Origin of the sequence: Demequina sediminis, assembly GCF_030296675.1 — a bacterium.
In the GTDB taxonomy this organism is placed as follows: domain Bacteria; phylum Actinomycetota; class Actinomycetes; order Actinomycetales; family Demequinaceae; genus Demequina; species Demequina sediminis.
Genome location: NZ_AP027736.1, coordinates 2,489,997 through 2,512,482 on the forward strand (window position 1 = coordinate 2,489,997; position 22,486 = coordinate 2,512,482).

Below are 22,486 nucleotides of genomic sequence, written 5' to 3' on the forward strand. Positions count from 1 at the left end.
TTAAGGAAACACTATGTCGACCAAGAATGAGACGGCGGCGGCCGAGGAGCAGCGCGGTTACCGCAAGACGCGTCGCGGCTACGTGACGTCGGACAAGATGGACAAGACCATCACCGTGGAGATCGAGGACCGCGTCAAGCACCCGCTCTACGGCAAGGTCATGCGCCGCACCAGCAAGATCAAGGCCCACGACGAGAACAACACCGCCGGCATCGGCGACCTCGTTGTGGTGATGGAGACTCGACCCCTGTCCGCCTCGAAGCGGTGGCGCCTGGTCGAGATCGTCGAGAAGGCCAAGTAGAAGGTTCGACCAGGCTCGCCGAGGTGTCGGCGAGAACCAGACGACAGGAGACTAAGACATGATTCAGCAGGAGTCGCGGCTGCGCGTCGCCGACAACACGGGTGCAAAGGAAGTCCTTTGCATTCGCGTGCTCGGTGGCTCGCACCGTCGCTACGCCGGCATCGGCGACATCATTGTCGCCACCGTCAAGGACGCTATCCCCGGCGGCAACGTCAAGAAGGGTGACGTCGTCAAGGCGGTCGTCGTGCGCACCACCAAGGAGCGCCGTCGTCCCGACGGTTCGTACATTCGTTTCGACGAGAACGCCGCAGTGATCCTCAAGAACCTCGATGGTGACCCGCGCGGCACCCGCATCTTCGGCCCCGTGGGCCGCGAGCTGCGCGACAAGAAGTTCATGAAGATCATCTCGCTGGCACCGGAGGTCATCTAATGGCGAAGATCAAGACCGGCGACCTCGTGGTCGTCATCGCCGGCCGTGACCGCGGTCAGCAGGGTCGCGTGCTGTCCATCGACCCCGTGCGCGAGCGCGCACTGGTCGAGGGCATCCAGCGCGTCACCAAGCACATCAAGCCGGGCACCCGCCGCGACAACGCGGAGGGCGGTCTCGTCACCGTCGAGGCCCCGATCCACATCTCGAACCTGATGCTCGTGGACCCGGAGACCAAGAAGGGCACCCGTGTGGGCTACCGCACGGAAGAGGTCGAGCGTGACGGCCGCAAGCGCACTGTGCGCGTGCGTGTCGCCAAGCGCTCGGGTAAGGACGTCTGATGGCCACCGCGACCACTACTCCTCGTCTGAAGGAGAAGTACCGCAACGAGATCATCGCGCAGCTGCGCGAGGAGTTCGGGCACGAGAACATCAACCAGGTTGCCGGGCTGACCAAGGTCGTCGTCAACATGGGTGTGGGCGACGCGGCGAAGGACTCGAAGCTCATCGAGGGCGCCATCGCCGATCTCACCGCGATCACCGGGCAGAAGCCGCAGGTCACCAAGGCTCGCAAGTCCATCGCGCAGTTCAAGCTGCGCGAGGGTCAGCCGATCGGCGCGCACGTCACGCTGCGCGGCGACCGCATGTGGGAGTTCCTCGACCGACTGCTGTCGGTCGCGCTTCCCCGCATCCGTGACTTCCGCGGCCTCAGCCCCAAGCAGTTCGACGGTCATGGCAACTACACCTTCGGTCTCAACGAGCAGTCGATGTTCCACGAGATCAACCAGGACAAGATCGACCGCGTGCGTGGCATGGACATCACGATCGTGACCTCCGCCACCACCGACGACGAGGGCCGCTCGCTGCTCAAGCAGCTGGGCTTCCCGTTCAAGGAGAAGTAGGACATGGCCAAGACCGCGCTGAAGAACAAGGCCGCCGGCAAGCAGAAGTTCGCCGTCCGCGCCTACACCCGGTGCCAGCGGTGCGGACGTCCGCACTCGGTGTACCGCAAGTTCGGCCTCTGCCGCGTGTGCTTCCGCGAGATGGCTCACCGCGGTGAGCTTCCCGGCATCACCAAGAGCAGCTGGTAAACCACTACGCCACAGGTCCCCTTCGGGGAAACCACGGCGAGGAAGAGTTCAAGACTCATGACGATGACTGATCCCATCGCAGACATGCTCACGCGTCTGCGCAACGCGAATGCGGCCTACCACGAGACCGTGGCCATGCCTCACTCGAAGCTCAAGTCGAGCATCGCGGCGATCCTGGAGGCGGAGGGCTACATTGCTGGCTCGACCGTCACCGACGCCGAGGTTGGCAAGACGCTGACGCTCACGCTCAAGTACGGCCCCAACCGCGAGCGTTCGCTCGCCGGCGTGCGCCGTGTCTCGAAGCCCGGCCTGCGCGTGTACGCGAAGTCGACCAACCTGCCGAAGGTCCTTGGCGGCCTCGGCGTGGCCATCCTGTCCACCTCCTCGGGTCTCCTCACGGACCGCGAGGCCGAAAAGAAGGGCGTCGGCGGCGAGGTCGTCGCGTTCGTCTGGTAACCGGAAAGGAGAACAAGAGCAATGTCCCGCATTGGCAAGATCCCCGTTCCGGTCCCGGCCGGGGTGGACATCACCATCGACGGCGCCGACGTCACGGTGAAGGGCCCCAAGGGCACCCTCTCCCACACCGTCGCCGCCCCCATCACGGTCGAGCGGGGTGACGAGGCCCTCGAGGTCAAGCGCCCCAACGACGAGCGTGTCTCGAAGTCGCTTCACGGACTCACGCGCACCCTGATCGCCAACATGGTGACGGGTGTGACCACGGGTTACGAGAAGAAGCTCGAGATCGTCGGCACCGGTTACCGCGTGGCGCTGAAGGGCTCGGACCTCGAGTTCGCGCTCGGCTTCTCGCACCCGGTCGTCGTGACCCCGCCGGAGGGCATCACCTTCACGGTCGAGAGCCCCACCCGCTTCACCGTTGTTGGCATCAGCAAGCAGCAGGTGGGCGAGGTCGCCGCGAACATCCGCAAGATTCGCAAGCCCGAGCCTTACAAGGGCAAGGGTGTCCGCTACGCCGGCGAGAACGTGCGCCGCAAGGCAGGAAAGACGGGTAAGTAAGACATGGGTATCGCAATCAAGGGCAAGGGCAAGGCGATTCAGCGCAAGCGTCGCCACTTCCGCCTGCGCAAGAAGATCTCCGGCACCACCGCCCGTCCCCGCCTCGTCGTGACGCGTTCGGCGCGCCACATGGTCGCGCAGATCGTCGACGACACCGTGGGCAAGACCCTGGCTTCCGCGTCGACCCTCGAGGCCGACGTGCGTGCGCTGGACGGCGACAAGACGGCCAAGGCCTCGAAGGTCGGCCAGCTGGTCGCCGAGCGTGCCAAGGCCGCGGGCATCGACGCCGTGGTCTTCGATCGTGGCGGCAACAAGTACCACGGCCGCGTGGCTGCCGTGGCGGACGGCGCCCGAGAGGCGGGCCTCGCCCTCTAGGGCGCGGCCAGGAGTGAGGAATTATGGCTGACAACAACAGCGGCCGTCGCGGCGGAAACCGTCGCGACTCTGAGCCGGAGAACAAGTTCGTCGAGCGCGTCGTCACCATCAACCGCGTCGCCAAGGTCGTGAAGGGCGGTCGTCGCTTCAGCTTCACCGCGCTCGTGGTCGTGGGCGATGGCGAGGGCAACGTCGGCATCGGCTACGGCAAGGCGAAGGAGGTGCCGGCCGCGATCTCGAAGGGTGTCGAGGAGGCCAAGCGCAGCTTCTTCCGCGTCCCGCGCATCCAGGGCACCATCCCGCACGCCGTGCAGGGTGAGGCCGCCGCGGGCGTCGTGTTCCTGCGCCCCGCGTCCCCGGGTACCGGCGTGATCGCCGGTGGTCCGGTGCGCGCCGTGCTCGAGTGCGCCGGCATCCACGACGTGCTGAGCAAGTCGCTCGGCTCGTCCAACGCGATCAACATCGTGCACGCGACCGTCGATGCCCTCAAGCGCCTCGAGCGCCCCGAGGCCGTCGCCGCCCGCCGTGGCAAGGCCGTGGAGGACGTGGCTCCCGCCGCGATGCTCCGCGCCCAGGCAGCGGGGGTGAAGTAGTCATGGCACGACTCAAGGTCGTTCAGAAGAAGTCGGCGATCGGCACCAAGCCGCAGCACCGCGAGACCCTGCGGTCGCTCGGCCTCAAGCGAATCGGCGACATCGTCGTCAAGGAGGACCGTCCCGAGATCCGCGGGATGGTCAAGGCGGTTGACCACCTGGTCACCGTTGAGGAGGTTGACTGATGGCTGAGGCCAAGAAGCCGGTCGAGGAGACCGCCGAGAAGGCTGCTCCCGCCAAGAAGCCGGCCGCCAAGAAGGCTCCGGCCAAGGCTGCGGCTGACAAGCCCGCCGCCAAGAAGCCGGCCGCCAAGAAGGCACCCGCCACCGCTGCGGCTGACAAGCCCGCCGCGAAGGCGAAGGCCGACGAGGCGAAGCCTGCCGCGAAGAAGCCGGCCGCCAAGAAGGCCGAGCCCAAGGTCCAGGAGCCCGTGGAGAAGGTGTCGACCCTCAAGGTCCACCACCTCCGTCCTGCCGCCGGCGCACACACCAAGAAGACCCGTGTGGGTCGTGGTGAGGCGTCGAAGGGTAAGACCGCGGGCCGCGGTACCAAGGGCACCGGTGCTCGCTACCAGGTTCCGGAGCGCTTCGAGGGTGGCCAGACGCCCATCCACATGCGCATCCCGAAGCTGCGTGGCTTCAAGAACCCGTTCAAGGTGTACTACCAGGTCGTCAACGTGGGTCAGCTCGGCGAGCTGTTCCCCAAGGGCGGCGAGGTCACCAAGTCCGACCTCGTGGCGAAGGGCGCCGTGCGGCGCAACCAGCCCGTCAAGGTCCTGGGCGAGGGCGAGATCTCTGTGAAGGTCACGCTGGTGGACGCCGATAAGGTCTCGCAGTCAGCGAAGACCAAGATCGAGGCCGCGGGCGGCTCGGTCAACGAGGGCTAGTATCGCACCGGGCCCGTCCTGAGGGACGGGCCCGGTCGCGTATCCTCGTCTTCTCAATACCCCGCACTGGAGGATCAATGCTGAGTGGCTTCGTGAGTGCGTTCCGCACCCCGGACTTGCGGAAGAAGCTCCTCTTCACGCTTGGCATCATTGCCATCTACCGCCTGGGTGTGTCGATTCCGACCCCGGGCGTCGACTTTGGCAACGTCGAACTGTGTCTCAACCAGACGAGCACGAACACGGCGTTCCAGATCCTCAACCTCTTCTCCGGCGGCGCGCTGCTGCAGCTCTCGGTCTTCGCGCTCGGCATCATGCCGTACATCACCGCGTCGATCATGGTGCAGCTGCTGCGCGTGCTGATCCCTCGCTTCGAGACCCTCTACAAGGAGGGCGCCGAGGGCCAGGCCACGCTCACGCAGTACACCCGCTACATCACCGTGGGCTTCGCCGCGATCCAGTCGGCCTCGTACATCACGATGGCGCGCAACGGGGTGTTCTTCCCCGGCTGCTCGGTGCCCGTGATCCCGAACGACACGTGGAACGTCATCCTCATCATGGTCCTCACCATGACGGCGGGCACGGTGTTCATCATGTGGCTCGGCGAGCGCATCACCGAGCGTGGCGTCGGCAACGGCATGTCGCTGCTCATCTTCACCTCGATCGCCGCCTCGTTCCCCGGTGCGGCCATGACCATCTGGAACTCCTCGAACGGCCCGGCGAACTCGCTGATTGTGGCGCTCGTGGTCCTCGTGGTGATCGTTGCGGTGGTCTACGTCGAGCAGTCGCAGCGCCGCATCCCCGTGCAGTATGCGAAGCGCATGGTGGGCCGCAAGATGCTCGGCGGGTCCTCGACCTACATCCCGCTGAAGATCAACATGGCGGGCATCATCCCCGTGATCTTCGCGTCCTCGCTGCTCATGATCCCGCAGGTGATCCGTCAGTTCCAGGGCAACGACCCGTCCGAGTGGATGGTGTGGCTCGAGAACAACATCGCGGATCCCGGGGCCCCGCTCCACATCGCGCTGTACACGCTGCTGATCGTGTTCTTCGCGTACTTTTACACCGCGATCACGTTCAACCCGACTGAGGTCGCAGACAACATGAAGAAGTACGGCGGCTTCATTCCCGGCATCCGTCCGGGGACCCCGACCGCCGACTTCCTCGACTACGTGCTGTCGCGCATCACCGCGGCCGGTTCGCTGTATCTCGCGATCGTCGCGCTGGCGCCCACACTGGTGTTCGTCGCGCTGGGCCTGTCGACCTCGATCCCCTTCGGCGGTGCCTCGGTGCTGATCCTCGTGGGAGTGGGACTCGACACCGTCAAGCGCATCCAGTCGCAGCTCGAACAGCGTCACTACGAAGGGTTCCTCAAGTAATGCGTGCAGTACTCCTCGGTCCTCCCGGTGCGGGCAAGGGCACTCAGGCCGCCCGCCTCTCGGAGCGGTTCGGCGTCCCGGCGATCTCGACCGGCGACATCTTCCGTGCGAACGTCAAGGGCGGCACCCCGCTCGGGCGCCGTGCGCAGGAGTACATGAACGCCGGGGCCCTGGTCCCCGACGAGGTCACCAATGCGATGGTGCGGGCGCGCCTGGAAGAGGACGATGCCGCGGCTGGCTTCCTCCTCGACGGGTACCCGCGCAATCCAGAGCAGGCGGTCGAGCTGGACTCGATGCTCGGCGACCTTGGCGTCGCGCTCGACGTCGCGATTGAGTTGACCGCGGATGTCGACGAGGTCACGGCGCGGCTGCTCAAGCGCGCCGAGATCGAGGGACGCGCGGATGACACCGAGCCGGTGATTCGCAAGCGCCTCGAGGTCTACGCAACCTCGACCGCCCCGCTCACCGCGTTCTACGCCGGCCGCGGCCTGCTCGTGCAGGTCGACGGACTCGGCGACATCGACGAGGTCACCGCACGACTCGTCGCCGCCGTCGCGCGCTGACCGATGGCGGGACGGATCGAGCTCAAGACCCGCGAGCAGATGCGGGTCATGGCCCGCGCCGGCGTCATCGTCGAGCAGGCCCTCGCGGCGGCTCAGTCCGCGTGCGTCCCCGGAGCCCGCACCCTCGATGCCGACTCCGCCGCGGCACGCGTGATCGCGGAAGCGGGGGCCACCTCGAACTTCCTCGGGTACCACGGCTTCCCTGCCACGGTCTGCATCTCGGTCAATGACGAGGTCGTGCACGGCATCCCCGGTGACCGCGTCCTGGCCCAGGGAGATGTCGTCTCGATCGACTGCGGCGCAGTGGTCGAGGGCTGGCACGCCGACAGCGCTCGCACGTTCATCATCGGCGACCCCCTGTCCAAGGCCGATGTCGCGCTCGTGTCGGCCACCGAGCGCGCGTTGTGGGCAGGTATCGCCGCCCTCGCGACAGCGGAGCGCGTCGCGGAGGTGTCCGCCGCGATCGAGGACGTCGCGGATGAGGCGGGACTCCACCCGCTCGAGGGCTATGTGGGCCACGGGATCGGCTCCGCGATGCACATGGAGCCAGACGTCCCCAACTACAGCGTGCGCGGACGCAGCCCGCGGGTGCGTCCCGGCATGTGCGTCGCGATTGAGCCGATGCTCGTGATCGGTACGCCCGACTCGGCGACGCTGAACGACGAGTGGACTGTGGTGTCGCTCGACGGCTCCCGGGCCGCCCACTGGGAGCACTCGATTGCCGTGCACGACGACGGAATCTGGGTGCTCACGGCCGCGGACGGCGGGGCGGCACGCCTGGCCACCCACGGGATTGTCCCCGTCGCGCCGTAGCGCGCTCGCCGCGCGAGTTCACGCGCCCTTTACATCCGCGCCACGCAGGGGCAACGACCCGGCGATAGCCTCCCGATAGCCGGCGGTCTCCACCGTCGGCACGCTGAGGAGGCGGGCATGGCGCGAGGGTTCAATTACGCGCCCGGCGCGAGCGCGGAGGTCGACGAGGCCGCGCAGCCGGGGCTGTCCAAGGAGCGGCTCACCGCGCTCGGTGGCTCACGCAACGCGATGGTGCGCGAGGCAATCGCACGTCGCGAGGATTGCCCTTTTGGGTTGATGGTCACGCTCGCGCACGATCATGCGCCGGCGGTGCGGGTGGCGATCGCGAGCAACCCGCGCGTCCTGCACTCCGTGCTCGAGTACCTGTCGCACGACCGTCATCAGGAGGTTCAGGTCGCGGTCGTGAACAACCCTGCGACCACGCCCGACATCCTGGACGCCCTTGCGGCAAGCCGCAAGGCGGACGTCCGCGTCGCGGCGGCCGCGGCCCTCGAGGCGCGCGCCGGCGGCACGACAGCTGAGGATCTCCACACGCCGGAACTGCGCGATCGCGTGTTCGAGCAGTCACAGGCGCGCCGTCAGGCCATGCTCGAGGCCTCGGCCGAGCAGTCGCTCGCGGCGGCGGCCGACGCCGCGATGAGCGCGGCGACTCCTCCGGCAGCTCCGGCCAAACCGGTTGAGCCGCTGCCCGCGCGTCCGACGCGTTCCGCGCCGGTGCGCGGCTTCCGGCCGCCCGTCGGCTCGTAGACCGCCGCCGTCACCCCCCGCGTCGCGACCCAGCGCGTGACGGCACCCAGGATTTGCCTGCGCGTCACCCGCCCGCAACCGCGCGGACAGGCGTTGCTCACACCCGCGGCCTAGCCTCGCCCTCACCAAGGCGAGGAGGTTCGGGTGTCGGACGACGGATGGTCCCGTGCCCTCATGGCGGCCTCCGGCGTGCCGGTGGCGAGCGAGGCCCGCGACGATGGCGTGCGCGCCGTGGTGATGGAGGCACGCTCCGACGGCCTCGCGCGGTCGCGGATCCTTGAGTTGGCGCAGCACAAGGAGGCGGTGGTGCGGGAGGCGATCGCGTCGCGGCCCGACTGTCCGCTCGGCATGCAGGCCGCGCTCGCGCATGACCGAAGGACGTCGGTCAGGGTGTCGCTCGCCGCGGGCGCGGGGCTCGCCGGATCGATTGCGGCGGTGCTCGTGGGGGATCGCGAGCCGGCGGTCCTCAAGGCGCTCGCGCGCAACGCGGTGACCCCTCGCAACGTGCTCGAGCGGCTCGCCGTGCATCGGCGCGAGGACGTCGCGCGCCTCGCCCGCCGCGCGCTCGACGGCGTGACCCTGGCGCCCACGCGCTCGGGCGTCCAGGAGATCGAGGAGCACCAGGGGGCGCGCACCGCGCCGCCGCGGGAGGTCGCATCGCCGGTGGGGGAGCGCGTCGCACGCGTGCTTGCACCCCGGCCCGCGGTGGGGCCGCGGCATCCGTGACGCGGTGTCCCGTCTGTCGCGTACGTGGGGCGATGTCTGATTCATCACAATGGTTTGACCAGCCGCCCGGCGATGGTGAGGATACATTCCACAGCCCGGTGACGATCGCCGGGCGCCGACAGGCGCGGAGGTGAGCGATGGTGGTTCCCGCGAGCGGAGCATCCGAAGACGTGAGGCGCGCCCTCGACGCGGATGTGAGCGGCCAGGACCTCCTTCCGTACGCCGTTCACCGCGACCCCTCCGTACGTGCCGCCGTTGCCGCTCGCACCGACTGCCCCATGGGCGCGTTGGTGTCGCTTGGCCACGACTCGAGCCTCGAGGTCTTGGGCGCACTGCTCGGGAACCCGAAGACGCCGTCGTCCGTGGTGCGCCGCCTCGCGGATCACCGCGATCCCCGCATCGCGGGACTGGCCGTCCAGCGACTACGCAACGCGTTCCGCTAGGCCGACTCGCGCATCGTCCCCCGGCCGAACCCGGCATCGTCCCTCGGGGAGCCGCAGGATTTCCGCGCCCTCGCGAGTCCGCTCGGTGGCCTCGCGCGGGAGCGACGTCGAGGCCCGGTTGAGACCCGCATCCGGATGCCGTATAGTTTTCCGTTGGGCGTTTTCGCGCGCCCGCATCCGAGTCAATCAACGTTAGCGGAGTTCATGGCCAAGAAAGACGGCGTCATCGAGGTTGAGGGTGTGGTGGTTGAAGCCCTGCCCAACGCATCGTTCCGAGTGGAGTTGACGAACGGGCACCTGGTGCTCGCTCACATCTCCGGAAAGATGCGCCAGCACTACATCCGAATCCTCCCCGAGGACCGCGTGGTGGTGGAGCTCAGCCCCTATGACCTGTCCCGCGGCCGCATCGTCTACCGCTACAAGTGAGTCGTCGTCGGAGCGCATTCGTGCGTGACGACGGCGCAGGAAAGAACCATGAAGGTTAAGCCCAGCGTCAAGCCCATCTGCGACAAGTGCAAGGTGATCCGACGCAATGGCCGAGTGATGGTCATCTGCGAGAACCTGCGCCACAAGCAGCGTCAGGGCTAGACACACCCAGAAGCATCCTCGTTCGACCCAGCACGAACCCCCGGCTCGGAGGCCGGGGCCCGCTTCGCTTAAGCGGGATGGTCGAGCGTCAGACCTCCGACTACTGATGGAGTAGAACCCCACAATGGCACGCATCGTTGGTGTCGACATCCCGCGCGATAAGCGCATGGTGATCGCACTCACTTACATTTACGGCGTCGGGCGTACCCGCGCCGAGCAGATTCTCGCCGCGACCGGCATCAGCGCGGACCTCCGCGTGAAGGACGCGACGGACGAGCAGCTGGTCGCGATCCGCGACTACATCGAGGGCAACTTCACCGTCGAAGGTGACCTGCGCCGCGAGGTGGCAGCCGACATTCGCCGCAAGGTTGAGATCGGCAACTACCAGGGTCTGCGTCACCGCCGCGGCATGCCCGTCCGCGGACAGCGCACCAAGACCAACGCCCGCACCCGCAAGGGCCGCAAGAAGACCGTCGCCGGAAAGAAGAAGTAAGCCATGGCCGCTCCCACGCGCAAGCCGCGCAAGAAGATCAAGAAGACAGTCGCTCACGGTCAGGCTCACATCAAGTCGACCTTCAACAACACGATCATCTCGATTACGGACCCCTCGGGTGCCGTCGTGTCGTGGTCGTCCTCCGGCCAGGTGGGCTTCAAGGGTTCGCGCAAGTCGACCCCCTACGCCGCCCAGATGGCTGCCGAGGCCGCCGCTCGCCGCGCCCAGGAGGCCGGCATGAGCAAGGTTGACGTGTTCGTCAAGGGACCGGGCTCGGGCCGCGACACCGCGATCCGCTCGCTCACGGCCGCCGGCCTCGAGGTGACCTCCATCAAGGACGTCACCCCGCAGGCGCACAACGGCTGCCGCCCGCCCAAGCGCCGCCGCAACTAGCACGCAGCGCGCGGTTCCGCCGCGCGCACCAAGGTCGCGGGCCGATGCCCAGCATCGGCCCCGCGACCGCCCTCACCTCATCTTCTGGCCCCCGTCGGACCGAACCCGACAGGGATCGCGAGCATCAGATAGCGGATGCTCGGAAAGGAAAGAACCGTGCTGATCGCACAGCGTCCCACGCTGACCGAGAAGGTCATCTCGGAGAACCGTTCGCAGTTCTCGCTCAAGCCGCTCGAGCCGGGCTTCGGCTACACGCTCGGCAACTCGCTCCGCCGTACCCTGCTGTCGTCGATTCCCGGCGCGGCCATTACGGCGGTGCGCTTCGAGGGTGTCCTCCACGAATTCACCACCATTGACGGGGTGAAGGAGGACGTGACCGAGATCCTGCTCAACCTCAAGAACCTCGTGGTCTCGTCGGAGCACGACGAGCCCGTCGTCATGTACCTGCGCAAGTCCGGCGCGGGTGCGGTGACCGGCGCGGACATCGCGCCGCCCGCCGGCGTCGAGGTCCACAACCCCGACCTGCACATCGCGACGCTCAACGCGAAGGCGAAGTTCGAGGTCGAGCTCACGGTCGAGCGTGGTCGTGGCTACGTGCCCGCCGCGCTCAACAAGAGCTACGACGCCGAGATCGGTCAGATCCCCGTCGACTCGATCTACTCGCCCGTGCTCAAGGTGACCTACAAGGTCGAGGCGACCCGTGTCGCGCAGCGCACGGACTTCGACGAGCTGGTCATCGACGTCGAGACCAAGTCCTCGATCTCGCCCCGTGACGCCGTGGCGTCGGCCGGTGCGACGCTGGTCGAGCTGTTCTCCCTCGCCCGTGGCCTCAACGAGGCCGCCGAGGGCATCGAGATTGGCCCGTCGGACACCGACGAGTCGCTCGAGGAGGACTACAACCAGCCGATCGAGGAGCTCAACCTCACGCAGCGGTCGTACAACTGCCTCAAGCGTGAGGGCATCCACACCGTGGGTGAGCTCACCGCGCGTTCCGAGGCGGACCTCATGGACATCCGCAACTTCGGCCAGAAGTCGATCACCGAGGTCAAGGAGAAGCTCGCCGAGCTGGGCTTCTCCCTCAAGGACAGCGCCGTCGAGTACGACAGCGCCTCGTCCGTGTACTTCTCGGGCAGCGACGAGTAACAAGGAGAATCCGCAACTATGCCTACCCCCACTAAGGGAGCCCGCCTCGGCGGCGGCCCCGCGCACGAGCGTCAGATGCTGGCGAACCTTGCGCAGAGCCTCTTCGAGCACGGCCGCATCACCACGACGGTGACCAAGGCCAAGCGCCTGCGTCCCTACGCCGAGCGTCTCGTGACCTTCGCCAAGCGCGGCGACCTCGCCTCGCGCCGCAAGGTGCTCGGGATCATCTCCGACAAGGGCGTTGTCCACAGGCTCTTCGCCGAGATCGGCCCCGGCTTCGCCGAGCGCGACGGCGGCTACACCCGCATCACCAAGGTCGGCTTCCGCAAGGGCGACAACGCGCCCCTCGCGGTGATCGAGCTGGTCGAGGCCGGTGCGCCCGCCAAGAAGGCCGTGACCAAGGAGGCCGAGAAGGCCACCAAGAAGGCCGCGCCCAAGAAGGCGAAGGCCGAGAAGGTCGAGGAGGCTCCGGCCGAGGAGACCGTCGTCGAGGACACCACCGTCGAGGAGACCGAGGCCCCCGCGGCCGAGGCGACCGCGACGGACGCCGAGACCAAGTAGTCACCGCCTCTCTGTGAGGCGCACACGAGGCGGGTCCGCATGATCGAGCAGTCGACGATCGTGCGGGCCCGCCTCGACTTGTCGTACGACGGGACCGACTTCTCGGGCTGGGCCGCCCAGCCGGGCCTGCGGACCGTCCAGGGGGTCCTGGAGGACGCGCTGACGCGCATCCTGCGCCAGGACCGCGCTCCCCGCGTCACCGTCGCGGGACGCACCGATGCGGGGGTCCACGCGCGCGGTCAGGTCGCCCATGTGGACATCGACCTCGACTCGTGGGAGCGGCTGCCCGGTCGCGCGCCGCGTAGCCCCGCGGAGGGGCTCGCGAGCCGGCTGGATGGGCTGCTTCCCGACGATGTCGTGATCAAGGCGGTGTCGATCGCGCCGGAGGGATTCGACGCGCGGTTCTCTGCCACGCAGCGTCGCTACGCGTACCGCATTTGCGACGGGGTGCCCGACGTCCTGACCCGTCGCCACGTGGCGCGCGTGCGCCGCCCCTCGATGTCGACGCCCTTAACAGGGCATCGGCCACCCTCACGGGACTGCGCGACTTCGCCGCCTTCTGTCGCGGACGCGAGGGCGCGACGACCATCCGCGACCTGCTCGAACTGTCGTGGCGACGCGAGAGCGACGGCCCCGATGCGGGGCTCGTGGTCGCGACCGTGCGCGCGGATGCCTTCTGCCACTCGATGGTCCGCTCGCTCGTGGGCGCGCTGCTCGCGGTGGGAGAGGGTCGCCGCGACCTCGACTGGCTCGAGGTGGTGGCCGCCACGGAGGGGCGATCCTCGGCGATCGCGGTGGCGCCGGCGCATGGGCTCACGCTCGAGTCCGTCGCGTATCCGGACGACTCCTCGCTTGCGGCGCGCGCCGAGGCTACCCGGGGCAGGCGCACCCTGCCGTGACCGACGCGCGGGGCAGGCCGGTGTCGGATTGACCGCCGCGCCACCTCCCGCGTATGATGGTGCGTCGTTGTGCGTTCCCTTGTGGACGGTGCCTCCCACTCGCCCCCGCAGGTCCCGCCGACCGAAATGCTTCGCGGTGATTCCGTCACCGTCCACCGAATCGAGTAGAAGTAAGGCTTCACAGTGCGTACGTATTCTCCCAAGCCGGGTGACGTCACCAAGAACTGGTATGTCATCGACGCTACTGACGTGGTCCTCGGTCGTCTGGCCTCTCAGGCCGCTTCGCTGCTCCGCGGCAAGCACAAGGCGACGTTTGCGCCCCACGTCGACGGCGGTGACTTCGTCATCGTCATCAACGCTGAGAAGGTGGCCCTGTCGGGCAACAAGCTGACCGACAAGATGGTCTACCGCCACTCGGGCTACCCGGGCGGCCTCTCCGCCGTTCCGATCGGCGAGCTCCTCGAGAAGAACCCTCGCCGGGTCATCGAGAACGCGGTCAAGGGCATGCTCCCGAAGACCACGCTCGGCGCCAACCAGCTCAAGCACCTCAAGGTGTACGCGGGCTCGGAGCACCCCCACGCCGCGCAGCAGCCGCAGGTGTTCGAGATCTCCCAGGTCGCGCAGTAAGCGCCGCAGTTAAGGATTGATGAAAGTGGCAGAAGTGACGACCGAGGTCGAGAACGAGACCCCCACCGAGTACACCTCCGAGACCGCGCCCGAGCGCGGCAAGGGTGCCTCCAATGTTGCCCCCGGCGCCGGCCTTGGCCGTCGCAAGGAGGCCGTCGCCCGCGTGCGCCTGGTGCCCGGCACCGGCACCTGGGTTATCAACGGCCGCACCCTCGAGGACTACTTCCCGAACAAGGTGCACCAGCAGCTCGTGAACTCGCCGTTCGCGCTCCTCGACATCGAGGGCAAGTTCGACGTGCACGCGCGCATCCACGGTGGAGGCCCCTCGGGTCAGGCCGGCGCGCTGCGCCTCGGCGTGGCCCGTGCCCTCAACGAGATCGACGTGGAGAACAACCGCCCCGAGCTCAAGAAGGCCGGTTTCCTCACGCGTGACGCTCGCGTGGTGGAGCGCAAGAAGGCTGGTCTCAAGAAGGCCCGCCGCGCGCCCCAGTACTCGAAGCGCTAACACCGCGCGCATGGCGCGTCTCTTTGGCACGGACGGTGTCCGGGGCCTCGCGAACCGCGACCTCACAGCGGAGCTCGCCGTCGACCTTGCGGTCGCGGCGGCCCATGTGCTGGCCGAGCGGGGCGAGTTCTCCGGACACCGCCCGCGTGCCGTGATCGGCCGCGACACCCGCGTCTCAGGCGAGTTCCTGAGCGCGGCTGTCGCGGCCGGTCTTGCGTCTGCGGGGGTTGACGTCCTCGACGCCGGCGTGGTCCCCACGCCCGCCGTCGCCTACCTCACGGGTTCCACTCAGGCCGACCTGGGTGTCGTGATCTCCGCCTCCCACAATCCGATGCCAGACAACGGCATCAAGTTCTTCGGCAGGGGCGGGCACAAGCTCGACGACTCCGTCGAGGAGGCGATCGAGGCTCGCGTGGGCGAGGCGTGGGAGCGCCCGACAGGCGCGGCGGTGGGACGCATCGTCCCGTCACCCGACCTGGCCGACGACTACGTCGCGCACGTCGACGGCGCTGTCCGTGCCTTCGCGCGGCTCGACGCGCCCCTCGCGGGCCTTCACGTGGTGGTCGACGCGGCGCACGGCGCCGCCAGCGTGGTCGGACCCCTCGCGCTCGAGAACGCCGGCGCGCGGATCACGACCATCAACGCGAGCCCCGACGGCCTCAACATCAACGACGGCGTCGGCTCGACCCACCTGGCGCCGCTGCAGGCCGCCGTGGTCGCGCACGGAGCGGACCTGGGCGTCGCGTTCGACGGTGACGCCGACCGCTGCCTCGCGGTCGACCACGAGGGCAGCGTGGTCAACGGCGACCAGATCATGGGCCTGTTGGCCGTCGCGATGCGAGACGCCGGCGCGCTCTACCGCTCGACGCTGGTCGCGACCGTGATGAGCAACCTGGGGCTTCACCAGGCGATGCGTCGCGAGGGCATCGACATCGTGGAGGCCGCCGTGGGCGACCGCTACGTGCTCGAGGCGATGCGCGACGGCGGCTTCTCCCTGGGCGGCGAGCAGTCGGGCCACATCATCGTCGCTGACCACTCCACCACCGGAGACGGGATTCTCACCGCGCTGCTCGTGGGCGCCCGCGTCGTCGCGCGCGGACCGCTGCGCGACCAGTGCGCCGGGATCGAGACACTGCCGCAGGTGCTCATCAACGTGCGCGACGCGGACCGCTCGCGCGTGCACACCGACACCGAGGTGCAGTCCGCAGTAACCGCGGTGCGCCGCGAGCTCGGCGACTCTGGGCGCGTGCTGTTGCGCCCGTCGGGAACGGAGCCGCTGGTGAGGGTCATGGTCGAGGCCGCGACGGCCGACGACGCCCAGCGCCACGCCGAGGCGATCGCGGCCGTGGTCGCGCGCCGGCTCGCGCTGTAGCCGGTTCACCTTTCATCCTCGCGGCGGGTCGCGATCAGGGGATCACCCCATCGTCCGCAGGGCATCGACCTGACAGACTGACCCGGTGAATGAGTTTTGGCACCTGCTCACCGACTGGGTCGGAGCGGTCGAGGAGTGGACGCTCACCCTCACCGAGTCCCTGTGGATCTACCCCAGCGTGTGGGCCCTCGCGGTCATCGACGGCATCTTCCCCGTGGTGCCCAGCGAGTCTGTCGTCATCGCCTCCGCGACGGCTTGGGCACAGACGGGCACACCGATCGTGTGGATCGTGTGGATCGCGGCGGCGCTGGGCGCGTGGTGCGGCGACCAGATCGCGTACTGGGTGGGGTCGAGATTCGACGTGCGCAAGCATCCGTTCTTTGCTCGCGCTCGCGTGCGCAAGACCCTCGATTGGGCGGAGACCACGCTCGAGCGCAGGGGCACGACCTTCATCATCGCGGCGCGCTTCATCCCCATGGGGCGCGTCGCCGTGAACATCACCGCGGGCGCGCTGCGCTATCCCCAGAAGTGGTTCATGGCGGTCGACGCCGTGGCCGCGGTGATCTGGGCCACCTACGGCATCGCGCTCGGCGTGTGGGCGGGCTCGATCTTCGAGAACCTGCTGGTGTCGATCGCGGTCGGCGTGACCGGCGGCATCATCCTCGGCATCGTGATCGACAAGATCCTGCAGCGACTCGGATTCGCGGAGCCAGAGCTGCCCGACCTGGTGGCCGACATCGAGCAGCGCATCGCGACCGGCGAGATCCAGGTGCGGCCGCCGCGTCACGAGCGCCGCGCCACGGAGGAGGACTGATGTCGGGAGCCGACGAGCCCGTCGAGATCGCGTGGGAGGCCGCGCGCGCAACCAACCACGCCAACTGGGAGGAGCGGGTGCCCCTCCACCTCGACGCGTACGACATCGCGTCGCTGCGGGACGACCCGGTCCGGCTGTCGGGTGTGGTGGAGACCGACATGGAGACGATGCGCGCACACCTGGGGCCCGACGGCCTCGCCGGGCTTGACGTGTGTCACTTGCAGTGCCACATCGGCACGGACACGGTTTCGCTCGCGAGGGCCGGCGCGGCCCGCGTGGTCGGCGTCGACTTCTCGGCCTCCGCGCTGGAGGCAGCGGCGGCACTCGCGCGTGAACTCGGTGTCGCCGCGCGGTGGGTCGAGACGGATGTGCTCGCGGCCCGAGCGGCAGTCGTCAGGGAGCTCGGCCCGGAGACCGTCTTCGACGTCGTGTACACGAGCATCGGCGCGATCTCTTGGCTCAACGACCTCGACGCGTGGGCCGCGCAGGTGGCCGCGCTGCTGACGCCGGGCGGGCTGTTCTACATCAGGGACGGGCATCCCGTGCTGTACGCGCTCGACGAGGATGCGGAGACGCTCGAGCTGCGCTATCGCTACTTTGGCGACGGCCGGGCGCTCGCGTGGGACGAGGACACGACCTACGTCGGAGACGGGCGGATCACTCACACCCGCACGTACGAGTGGCCGCATCCGCTGTCCGAGGTGGTCATGGCGCTGCTGGGTGCGGGGCTCGTCATCGAGCGACTCGACGAGGGCCGGACGCTGCCGTGGCGCTTCAGCGACCGCATGATCGAGCTTCCCGACGGCAACTTCGCCTGGCCCGACGAGGACGCATGGCGCGTGCCGTGCACCTTCACGGTGGTGGCGCGGCGTCCCGCGTGACGTGAGCTACAGCTTGCGCAGCCGCACCGACTCGACGGTGTGGTCGGCGCCCTTGCGCAGGATGATGGTCGCGCGCGAGCGCGTGGGCGCGATGTTGCGTGCGAGGTTGGGTGCGTTGACGGTGTCCCACACCTGGCCGGCGACCGCCTTAGCCTGGGTGTCGGTCAGCGTCGAATACGAGTGGAAATACGAGTCCGGCCGTGCGAACGCCGACTCGCGCAGCGCGAGGAACCGCTCGATGTACCAGCGGCGGATGTCGTCGGGATCCGCATCGACGTAGATCGACACGTCGAAGAAGTCGCTGACCGCGATCTGCGAGGCGCCCGGCTCGCGGGACTGCGCGGTCTGCAGCACGTTGAGGCCCTCGACGATGAGAACGTCGGGCTGGCGGACCACCACCTGCTGGTCGGGCACGATGTCGTAGACCTGGTGCGAGTACACCGGCGCCCGAACCTCGGAGGCGCCCGACTTCACCTGCAAGATGAAGTTGCGCAACGCGCGCCTGTCGTACGACTCGGGAAAGCCCTTGCGCGCGAGCAGGTCGCGCTCGATGAGGACCGAGTTCGGATAGAGGAAGCCATCGGTCGTGACGAGCTCGACCCGGGGAGAGCGGGGCCAGCGGGCCATGAGCTCCTTGAGGAGGCGCGCGGTGGTCGACTTGCCGACCGCGACGGATCCCGCGACCCCGATCACGAAGGGCGTGCGCGACGCGCGCTCGCCAAGGAACTGGCTGGTCGCGCGGTGCAGGGCGCCGGTCGCGCCCGAGTACAGGTCGAGCAGTCGCGACAGCGGGCGATAGATCTGATCCACCTCGGCAAGGTCGACCGGATCTCCCAGGCCCCTGACCTTGGCGATGTCGGCCTCGGTGAGCGGCAGCGGCGTGGCGTCGGCCAGCGCGGCCCACTCGTCGCGGCCCAGGGTCACATAGGGGGTGCCCGCATCGGACCCTCGCGCCTCATTCACTCGCCCATTGTTGCGCATCGTCCGCGCTGCGCCGGGTCCGCGAGGGCGGCATCTAGACTCGGGGTCATGTGCGGAATCGTCGGATATGTGGGTGCGGGTGAGCCCGGAGCACGGCCTCAGGGCGTCGTGATGGCCGGACTCGCGAGGCTCGAGTATCGCGGATACGACTCCGCGGGCATCGCTGCGGTCACGACCGACACGAGCCACGTGGACATGGCCAAGAAGTCGGGCAAGCTCATCAACCTCGCGAAGGCGCTCGCGGAGCACCCCTGGGCGCCGCCACCGCGGCGATCGGGCACACGCGGTGGGCGACCCACGGAGCACCCACGGACGCCAACGCGCACCCGCACCTCGCTGCCGGCGGGCGCATCGCGATCATCCACAACGGGATCATCGAGAACTTCGCGGCGCTGCGCGCCGAGCTCGAAGCCGAGGGCGTCGCGTTCCTCTCGGAGACCGACACCGAGGTCGCCGGCCACCTGCTTGCCAGGGAGGTGGACAAGGGTGTGGGCCTCGCGGATGCGATGCGCCTCATCACGCGACGCCTCGAGGGCGCGTTCACGTTGCTCGCGGTCGATGCGCGGGAACCGCGCACGGTCGTCGGCGCGCGTCGCAACAGCCCGCTGGTGATCGGTCTGGGCGAGGGAGAGAACTTCCTCGGCTCCGACGTGGTGGCGTTCATCGAGCACACCCGCACGGCGCTCGAGCTGCACCAGGACGAGGTCGTCGAGATCACTCCCGATCGCGTCACGATCACCGACATGAAGGGCCTCGTGGTCGAGCGCGAGCCGTATCACGTGGACTGGGACGCCTCCGCTGCTCAGAAGGGCGGCTTCTCGACCTTCATGGAGAAGGAGATCCACGACCAGCCGACCGCGGTCGCGGACACCCTGCGCGGCCGCATCGACGACCGCGGACGACTCCAGCTCGACGGTGGCATCATTCACGAGACCGTGCTGAACTCGATCGACAAGATCATCGTCGTCGCGTGTGGCACCGCCGCATACGCGGGGCTCGTGGGCCGCTACGCGATCGAGCACTGGTGCCGCATTCCCGTCGAGGTCGAGCTCGCGCACGAGTTCCGCTATCGCGACCCCGTGGTGGGCGTGCGCACCCTCGTCGTGGCCATCAGCCAGTCGGGCGAGACCATGGACACGATCATGGCCGTGCGTCACGCGCAGCAGCAGGGCGCGCCGGTCATCGCGATCGTCAACACGCAAGGCTCGACGATCGCGCGCGAGGCGGACGCCGTCCTCTACACGCGCGCCGGTCCCGAGATTGCGGTCGCGTCGACCAAGGCCTTCCTCGCGCAGATCACCGCGGTGTACCTGCTGGGCATCTACCTCGCGGAGCTGCGCGGCAACAAGTTCCCCGACGAGATCGAGTCGCTCCTCGAGCAGCTCGACGCGATCCCCTCGAAGATCCAGCGGGTCCTCGACACTTCGGAGCCCATTCGTGAGCTTGCGCGCACCATGGCGAACGAGCGCACCGTGCTGTTCCTGGGCAGGCACGTGGGATACCCGGTCGCGCTCGAGGGCGCCCTCAAGCTCAAGGAGCTCGCGTACATCCACGCCGAGGGCTTCGCCGCGGGAGAACTCAAGCACGGGCCCATCGCCCTGGTCGAGGAGGGCCAGCCGGTGTTCATCGTGCTGCCCAGCCCGCGCGGTCGCGAGTCGCTGCACGCGAAGGTGATCTCCAACGTGCAGGAGGTCCGCGCGCGTGGCGCCCGCACGTTCGTGATCGCCGAGGAGGGCGACACCGACGCGGCCAACTACGCCGAGCAGGTCTTCTACGTCCCGTCCGCCCCCGTCCTCATGACGCCGTTGCTGTCCGTGGTGCCGCTGCAGATCTTCGCGCTCGAACTCGCCGCGGCGAAGGGCTACGACGTCGATCAGCCGCGCAACCTCGCCAAGTCCGTCACGGTGGAGTAGCGGTGGCGATCCTGGGCCTCGGCATCGACGTGGTCGAGATCGCTCGCTTCGAGGAGGCGCTCGAGCGGTCGCCCGGCTTCCTCGACCGCGTCTTCACCCCTGCGGAACGCCACCTGGGCCACGCGAGCCTCGCCGCGAACTGGGCCGCGAAGGAGGCGCTCGCGAAGGCGCTCGGCGCGCCGGCGGGACTGAACTGGCACGACTGCGAAGTCCTGCGCGAGGAGGGCGGGCAGCCGCGCCTCGCGGTCACCGGCACCGTCGCCGCGCGGGCGACGGCGCTCGGCATGACGTCGCTCCACGTGTCGCTGTCGCACGATGCCGGGATTGCCTCGGCCGTCGTCATTGGGGAGGGCGCATGACCAGGCTCGAGGTGAGCGTCGACTACGGCGCGATCACCCGCAACGTCGTCAGGCTGCGGGCGACGACGACGGCTCAGGTGATGGCGGTCGTGAAGGCCGATGCGTACGGTCACGGCCTCGTGCCGGCGTCACGAGCGGCGCGTGAGGGCGGTGCAACGTGGCTGGGCGTCGCCCAGCCCGACGAGGCGCTGGCGCTGAGGGCCGCGGGCGACACCGGGCGCATCCTGACCTGGCTCTACGGTCCCGAGCTGCCCGCGCGCGCACTGCTCGCGGCGGGGGTGGACCTCAGCGCATCGTCCCTCGAGGTGCTCGACGTGATCGTGTCGGCGGCGCGCCAGGACGGGCGCCGCGCGCGCGTCCACGTGTGCCTCGACACGGGGCTTGCGCGCGAGGGAGTGCGCGCGGAGGGTCTGTCCGCGCTGCTCGACGCCGCGCTCGCGGCGGACGATGCCGTGGAGATCGTCGGGGCGTGGTCGCACCTCGCGTGGGCCGACCAACCCGGCCATCCCACGATCGACCTGCAGGCCCAGGCCTTCCGCGACGCGCTCGCGGTGATCGAGGCCAGGGGAGTGGCGCTCGAGGTGCGCCACCTGGCGAACTCGGCGGCCACGCTCACGCGACCCGATCTGCACTTCGACCTGGTGCGCCCCGGAATCGCCGTATACGGGCTGCCTCCCGTCGAGGACCCCGCCGGAGCGTCGTTCGGACTCGAGCCCGCGATGAGCGTGACCGCGTCCCTCGCGCTCGTCAAGGACGTCCCCGCCGGGCAGGGCGTGAGCTACGGCCACGACTACACCACGCCCGCGGCCACGCGCCTGGGACTCGTCACGGCCGGATACGCCGACGGCATCTTCCGGTCGGCCGGCAACCGGGCCGAGGTCGCGATCGACGGCCGTCGCCACCGGATCGCGGGGCGCGTGTGCATGGACCAGGTGGTGCTCGACCTGGGCCCCGACGCGCCGGAACGCGCGGGTGACCGCGTGGTGCTGATCGGCCCCGACGGCCCGAGCGCACGCGACTGGGCGCGCGCCGTCGACACCATCGACTACGAGATCGTCTGCCGGTTCGGCGGACTGAAGGGGAAGACGCCCGCATGACCACAGCATCGGCCCCCGCCACCTTCTCGATCGCCGACGGCGACGCGATGCGCGCGCTCGCGCGTGACGTCTTCGCGCCACACCTGCGCGCGGGCGACGTCGTCATCCTGTCGGGCGACCTGGGTGCGGGGAAGACCACGTTCACGCAGGGCCTGGGCGAGGCGCTGGGAGTCCGGGGCCCGGTCGCGAGCCCCACGTTCATCATCGCGCGCACCCATCCTTCTCTCGTGGGAGGGCCCGCGCTCATCCATGTCGACGCATACCGGCTCACGTCCCTCGCGGAGCTCGACGACCTCGACCTCGACGCGACCGTCGACTCGTCGGTGACCGTGGTCGAGTGGGGTGAGGACAGGGCCGAGCAGCTGTCGCAGGATCGCCTCCACGTGGTGATTTCTCGCACGCGCGGCGGCGAGGTCGACATGGAACGGCCCGACGAGGGCCTGCGCACCGTGACCGTCACGACCCACGGCGACCGCTGGGCCGACGTCGCCCTCGTAGGCTAGAGC

General features: G+C 68.8%; 32 protein-coding genes and 2 pseudogenes. 33 read left to right on the forward strand and 1 reads right to left on the reverse strand.

The window, feature by feature from the left end:
• The first annotated feature begins 13 nt into the window (after nt 1–13).
• From rpsQ to QUE44_RS12860, 29 genes and pseudogenes are all read left to right on the forward strand, one after another.
• Nucleotides 14–301, forward strand: a complete 288-nt coding sequence (gene rpsQ / locus QUE44_RS12720; protein ID WP_286214979.1) for a 30S ribosomal protein S17 — start codon at nt 14–16, stop codon at nt 299–301.
• Nucleotides 302–359: 58 nt separating this feature from the next.
• On the forward strand, nt 360–731 hold the full coding sequence (rplN, locus tag QUE44_RS12725) for a 50S ribosomal protein L14 (RefSeq protein WP_062293953.1): 372 nt from the start codon (nt 360–362) through the stop codon (nt 729–731).
• The gene (rplX, locus tag QUE44_RS12730; RefSeq protein ID WP_286214988.1) at nt 731–1,069 is read left to right on the forward strand and encodes a 50S ribosomal protein L24; all 339 of its coding nucleotides are present in this window, start codon (nt 731–733) and stop codon (nt 1,067–1,069) included. The genes rplN and rplX overlap by 1 nt, the downstream gene beginning before the upstream one ends.
• Nucleotides 1,069–1,629 carry a 50S ribosomal protein L5 gene (rplE, locus tag QUE44_RS12735; protein WP_286214990.1) on the forward strand — a complete coding sequence of 187 codons (561 nt, stop codon included), beginning with the start codon at nt 1,069–1,071 and terminating at the stop codon, nt 1,627–1,629. The genes rplX and rplE overlap by 1 nt, the downstream gene beginning before the upstream one ends.
• 3 nt (nt 1,630–1,632) lie before the next feature.
• Nucleotides 1,633–1,818 (forward strand): type Z 30S ribosomal protein S14, encoded by a 186-nt coding sequence (locus tag QUE44_RS12740; protein ID WP_286214991.1) that lies wholly within the window; start codon nt 1,633–1,635, stop codon nt 1,816–1,818.
• A 57-nt stretch (nt 1,819–1,875) separates the two neighbouring features.
• Nucleotides 1,876–2,274 (forward strand): 30S ribosomal protein S8, encoded by a 399-nt coding sequence (rpsH, locus tag QUE44_RS12745; protein WP_286214993.1) that lies wholly within the window; start codon nt 1,876–1,878, stop codon nt 2,272–2,274.
• A gap of 21 nt (nt 2,275–2,295) precedes the next feature.
• Nucleotides 2,296–2,832 carry a 50S ribosomal protein L6 gene (rplF, locus tag QUE44_RS12750; protein ID WP_286214995.1) on the forward strand — a complete coding sequence of 179 codons (537 nt, stop codon included), beginning with the start codon at nt 2,296–2,298 and terminating at the stop codon, nt 2,830–2,832.
• Between the two features lie 3 nt (nt 2,833–2,835).
• Nucleotides 2,836–3,207, forward strand: coding sequence for a 50S ribosomal protein L18 (gene rplR, locus QUE44_RS12755; RefSeq protein WP_286214997.1), 372 nt, complete (start codon nt 2,836–2,838; stop codon nt 3,205–3,207).
• A 23-nt stretch (nt 3,208–3,230) separates the two neighbouring features.
• Nucleotides 3,231–3,800, forward strand: coding sequence for a 30S ribosomal protein S5 (rpsE, locus tag QUE44_RS12760; RefSeq protein ID WP_286214998.1), 570 nt, complete (start codon nt 3,231–3,233; stop codon nt 3,798–3,800).
• Between the two features lie 2 nt (nt 3,801–3,802).
• Nucleotides 3,803–3,985 (forward strand): 50S ribosomal protein L30, encoded by a 183-nt coding sequence (gene rpmD, locus QUE44_RS12765; protein ID WP_062293932.1) that lies wholly within the window; start codon nt 3,803–3,805, stop codon nt 3,983–3,985.
• A complete protein-coding gene (rplO, locus tag QUE44_RS12770) occupies nt 3,985–4,686 on the forward strand; it encodes a 50S ribosomal protein L15 (RefSeq protein WP_286214999.1) in 702 nt (233 codons plus the stop codon). Before rpmD ends, rplO begins: the two co-directional genes overlap by 1 nt.
• Nucleotides 4,687–4,763: 77 nt before the next feature.
• A complete protein-coding gene (secY, locus tag QUE44_RS12775; RefSeq protein ID WP_286215000.1) occupies nt 4,764–6,062 on the forward strand; it encodes a preprotein translocase subunit SecY in 1,299 nt (432 codons plus the stop codon).
• A complete protein-coding gene (locus QUE44_RS12780; protein ID WP_286215002.1) occupies nt 6,062–6,625 on the forward strand; it encodes an adenylate kinase in 564 nt (187 codons plus the stop codon). The genes secY and QUE44_RS12780 overlap by 1 nt, the downstream gene beginning before the upstream one ends.
• A 3-nt stretch (nt 6,626–6,628) precedes the next feature.
• The gene (gene map, locus QUE44_RS12785) at nt 6,629–7,438 is read left to right on the forward strand and encodes a type I methionyl aminopeptidase (RefSeq protein WP_286215003.1); all 810 of its coding nucleotides are present in this window, start codon (nt 6,629–6,631) and stop codon (nt 7,436–7,438) included.
• A gap of 117 nt (nt 7,439–7,555) precedes the next feature.
• Entirely contained in the window at nt 7,556–8,185 is a 630-nt protein-coding gene (locus QUE44_RS12790; protein WP_286215005.1) for a hypothetical protein, read from the forward strand.
• 144 nt (nt 8,186–8,329) lie between these two features.
• Complete coding sequence (locus QUE44_RS12795; protein WP_286215007.1) at nt 8,330–8,911, forward strand: hypothetical protein; 582 nt, start codon at nt 8,330–8,332, stop codon at nt 8,909–8,911.
• A 170-nt stretch (nt 8,912–9,081) separates the two neighbouring features.
• Nucleotides 9,082–9,354, forward strand: coding sequence for a hypothetical protein (locus QUE44_RS12800; protein ID WP_286215010.1), 273 nt, complete (start codon nt 9,082–9,084; stop codon nt 9,352–9,354).
• Nucleotides 9,355–9,558: 204 nt separating this feature from the next.
• Complete coding sequence (gene infA / locus QUE44_RS12805) at nt 9,559–9,780, forward strand: translation initiation factor IF-1 (RefSeq protein ID WP_042213122.1); 222 nt, start codon at nt 9,559–9,561, stop codon at nt 9,778–9,780.
• 48 nt (nt 9,781–9,828) lie between these two features.
• Entirely contained in the window at nt 9,829–9,942 is a 114-nt protein-coding gene (rpmJ, locus tag QUE44_RS12810; RefSeq protein ID WP_062069916.1) for a 50S ribosomal protein L36, read from the forward strand.
• 124 nt (nt 9,943–10,066) lie between these two features.
• On the forward strand, nt 10,067–10,435 hold the full coding sequence (gene rpsM / locus QUE44_RS12815) for a 30S ribosomal protein S13 (RefSeq protein WP_286215015.1): 369 nt from the start codon (nt 10,067–10,069) through the stop codon (nt 10,433–10,435).
• Nucleotides 10,436–10,438: 3 nt separating this feature from the next.
• Entirely contained in the window at nt 10,439–10,828 is a 390-nt protein-coding gene (gene rpsK / locus QUE44_RS12820; RefSeq protein WP_062463072.1) for a 30S ribosomal protein S11, read from the forward strand.
• A gap of 156 nt (nt 10,829–10,984) precedes the next feature.
• Nucleotides 10,985–11,971, forward strand: coding sequence for a DNA-directed RNA polymerase subunit alpha (locus QUE44_RS12825; RefSeq protein WP_286215018.1), 987 nt, complete (start codon nt 10,985–10,987; stop codon nt 11,969–11,971).
• Nucleotides 11,972–11,989: 18 nt separating this feature from the next.
• Nucleotides 11,990–12,532: a 50S ribosomal protein L17 gene (rplQ, locus tag QUE44_RS12830; RefSeq protein ID WP_286215020.1), complete on the forward strand. Its 543-nt coding sequence runs from the start codon at nt 11,990–11,992 to the stop codon at nt 12,530–12,532.
• A 39-nt stretch (nt 12,533–12,571) separates the two neighbouring features.
• A pseudogene (gene truA / locus QUE44_RS12835) lies at nt 12,572–13,431 on the forward strand (tRNA pseudouridine(38-40) synthase TruA).
• Between the two features lie 183 nt (nt 13,432–13,614).
• Nucleotides 13,615–14,058, forward strand: coding sequence for a 50S ribosomal protein L13 (rplM, locus tag QUE44_RS12840; RefSeq protein WP_286215022.1), 444 nt, complete (start codon nt 13,615–13,617; stop codon nt 14,056–14,058).
• Nucleotides 14,059–14,077: 19 nt separating this feature from the next.
• Nucleotides 14,078–14,563: a 30S ribosomal protein S9 gene (rpsI, locus tag QUE44_RS12845; RefSeq protein ID WP_286215023.1), complete on the forward strand. Its 486-nt coding sequence runs from the start codon at nt 14,078–14,080 to the stop codon at nt 14,561–14,563.
• A gap of 10 nt (nt 14,564–14,573) precedes the next feature.
• Complete coding sequence (gene glmM, locus QUE44_RS12850) at nt 14,574–15,935, forward strand: phosphoglucosamine mutase (protein WP_286215025.1); 1,362 nt, start codon at nt 14,574–14,576, stop codon at nt 15,933–15,935.
• A gap of 85 nt (nt 15,936–16,020) precedes the next feature.
• The gene (locus QUE44_RS12855; protein WP_286215026.1) at nt 16,021–16,749 is read left to right on the forward strand and encodes a DedA family protein; all 729 of its coding nucleotides are present in this window, start codon (nt 16,021–16,023) and stop codon (nt 16,747–16,749) included.
• Nucleotides 16,749–17,630, forward strand: coding sequence for a class I SAM-dependent methyltransferase (locus QUE44_RS12860; RefSeq protein WP_286215029.1), 882 nt, complete (start codon nt 16,749–16,751; stop codon nt 17,628–17,630). Before QUE44_RS12855 ends, QUE44_RS12860 begins: the two co-directional genes overlap by 1 nt.
• A gap of 6 nt (nt 17,631–17,636) precedes the next feature.
• Here the strand turns inward: QUE44_RS12860 and coaA are convergent, their stop codons facing one another.
• Nucleotides 17,637–18,611 (reverse strand): type I pantothenate kinase, encoded by a 975-nt coding sequence (gene coaA, locus QUE44_RS12865; protein WP_286215030.1) that lies wholly within the window; start codon nt 18,609–18,611, stop codon nt 17,637–17,639.
• Between the two features lie 159 nt (nt 18,612–18,770).
• On the opposite strand from coaA, the pseudogene glmS reads away from it, so the two are divergent.
• The 4 genes and pseudogenes from glmS to tsaE all read left to right on the forward strand — a co-directional run bounded on the left by glmS (nt 18,771) and on the right by tsaE (nt 22,483).
• Nucleotides 18,771–20,524, forward strand: a pseudogene (gene glmS, locus QUE44_RS12870) (glutamine--fructose-6-phosphate transaminase (isomerizing)).
• A 2-nt stretch (nt 20,525–20,526) separates the two neighbouring features.
• Complete coding sequence (locus QUE44_RS12875) at nt 20,527–20,883, forward strand: holo-ACP synthase (protein ID WP_286215031.1); 357 nt, start codon at nt 20,527–20,529, stop codon at nt 20,881–20,883.
• Complete coding sequence (gene alr / locus QUE44_RS12880; protein ID WP_286215032.1) at nt 20,880–21,980, forward strand: alanine racemase; 1,101 nt, start codon at nt 20,880–20,882, stop codon at nt 21,978–21,980. Before QUE44_RS12875 ends, alr begins: the two co-directional genes overlap by 4 nt.
• Complete coding sequence (gene tsaE / locus QUE44_RS12885) at nt 21,977–22,483, forward strand: tRNA (adenosine(37)-N6)-threonylcarbamoyltransferase complex ATPase subunit type 1 TsaE (protein ID WP_425557987.1); 507 nt, start codon at nt 21,977–21,979, stop codon at nt 22,481–22,483. Before alr ends, tsaE begins: the two co-directional genes overlap by 4 nt.
• The last annotated feature ends 3 nt before the right edge of the window (nt 22,484–22,486 follow it).

Coding starts and splice junctions, on each gene's coding strand:
- rplQ (WP_286215020.1), top strand. CDS start 11,990: ATGCCTACCCCCACTAAGGGAGCCCGCCTCGGCGGCGGCCCCGCGCAC.
- QUE44_RS12860 (WP_286215029.1), top strand. CDS start 16,749: ATGTCGGGAGCCGACGAGCCCGTCGAGATCGCGTGGGAGGCCGCGCGC.
- coaA (WP_286215030.1), bottom strand. CDS start 18,611: ATGCGCAACAATGGGCGAGTGAATGAGGCGCGAGGGTCCGATGCGGGC.
- QUE44_RS12780 (WP_286215002.1), top strand. CDS start 6,062: ATGCGTGCAGTACTCCTCGGTCCTCCCGGTGCGGGCAAGGGCACTCAG.
- rpsQ (WP_286214979.1), top strand. CDS start 14: ATGTCGACCAAGAATGAGACGGCGGCGGCCGAGGAGCAGCGCGGTTAC.
- rplN (WP_062293953.1), top strand. CDS start 360: ATGATTCAGCAGGAGTCGCGGCTGCGCGTCGCCGACAACACGGGTGCA.
- rpmD (WP_062293932.1), top strand. CDS start 3,803: ATGGCACGACTCAAGGTCGTTCAGAAGAAGTCGGCGATCGGCACCAAG.
- glmM (WP_286215025.1), top strand. CDS start 14,574: ATGGCGCGTCTCTTTGGCACGGACGGTGTCCGGGGCCTCGCGAACCGC.
- rplE (WP_286214990.1), top strand. CDS start 1,069: ATGGCCACCGCGACCACTACTCCTCGTCTGAAGGAGAAGTACCGCAAC.
- rpsI (WP_286215023.1), top strand. CDS start 14,078: ATGAAAGTGGCAGAAGTGACGACCGAGGTCGAGAACGAGACCCCCACC.
- tsaE (WP_425557987.1), top strand. CDS start 21,977: ATGACCACAGCATCGGCCCCCGCCACCTTCTCGATCGCCGACGGCGAC.
- rplR (WP_286214997.1), top strand. CDS start 2,836: ATGGGTATCGCAATCAAGGGCAAGGGCAAGGCGATTCAGCGCAAGCGT.
- rpsH (WP_286214993.1), top strand. CDS start 1,876: ATGACGATGACTGATCCCATCGCAGACATGCTCACGCGTCTGCGCAAC.
- QUE44_RS12790 (WP_286215005.1), top strand. CDS start 7,556: ATGGCGCGAGGGTTCAATTACGCGCCCGGCGCGAGCGCGGAGGTCGAC.
- secY (WP_286215000.1), top strand. CDS start 4,764: ATGCTGAGTGGCTTCGTGAGTGCGTTCCGCACCCCGGACTTGCGGAAG.
- rpsK (WP_062463072.1), top strand. CDS start 10,439: ATGGCCGCTCCCACGCGCAAGCCGCGCAAGAAGATCAAGAAGACAGTC.
- rplF (WP_286214995.1), top strand. CDS start 2,296: ATGTCCCGCATTGGCAAGATCCCCGTTCCGGTCCCGGCCGGGGTGGAC.
- rplO (WP_286214999.1), top strand. CDS start 3,985: ATGGCTGAGGCCAAGAAGCCGGTCGAGGAGACCGCCGAGAAGGCTGCT.
- alr (WP_286215032.1), top strand. CDS start 20,880: ATGACCAGGCTCGAGGTGAGCGTCGACTACGGCGCGATCACCCGCAAC.
- map (WP_286215003.1), top strand. CDS start 6,629: ATGGCGGGACGGATCGAGCTCAAGACCCGCGAGCAGATGCGGGTCATG.
- rpmJ (WP_062069916.1), top strand. CDS start 9,829: ATGAAGGTTAAGCCCAGCGTCAAGCCCATCTGCGACAAGTGCAAGGTG.
- rplX (WP_286214988.1), top strand. CDS start 731: ATGGCGAAGATCAAGACCGGCGACCTCGTGGTCGTCATCGCCGGCCGT.
- rpsM (WP_286215015.1), top strand. CDS start 10,067: ATGGCACGCATCGTTGGTGTCGACATCCCGCGCGATAAGCGCATGGTG.
- QUE44_RS12740 (WP_286214991.1), top strand. CDS start 1,633: ATGGCCAAGACCGCGCTGAAGAACAAGGCCGCCGGCAAGCAGAAGTTC.
- infA (WP_042213122.1), top strand. CDS start 9,559: ATGGCCAAGAAAGACGGCGTCATCGAGGTTGAGGGTGTGGTGGTTGAA.
- rpsE (WP_286214998.1), top strand. CDS start 3,231: ATGGCTGACAACAACAGCGGCCGTCGCGGCGGAAACCGTCGCGACTCT.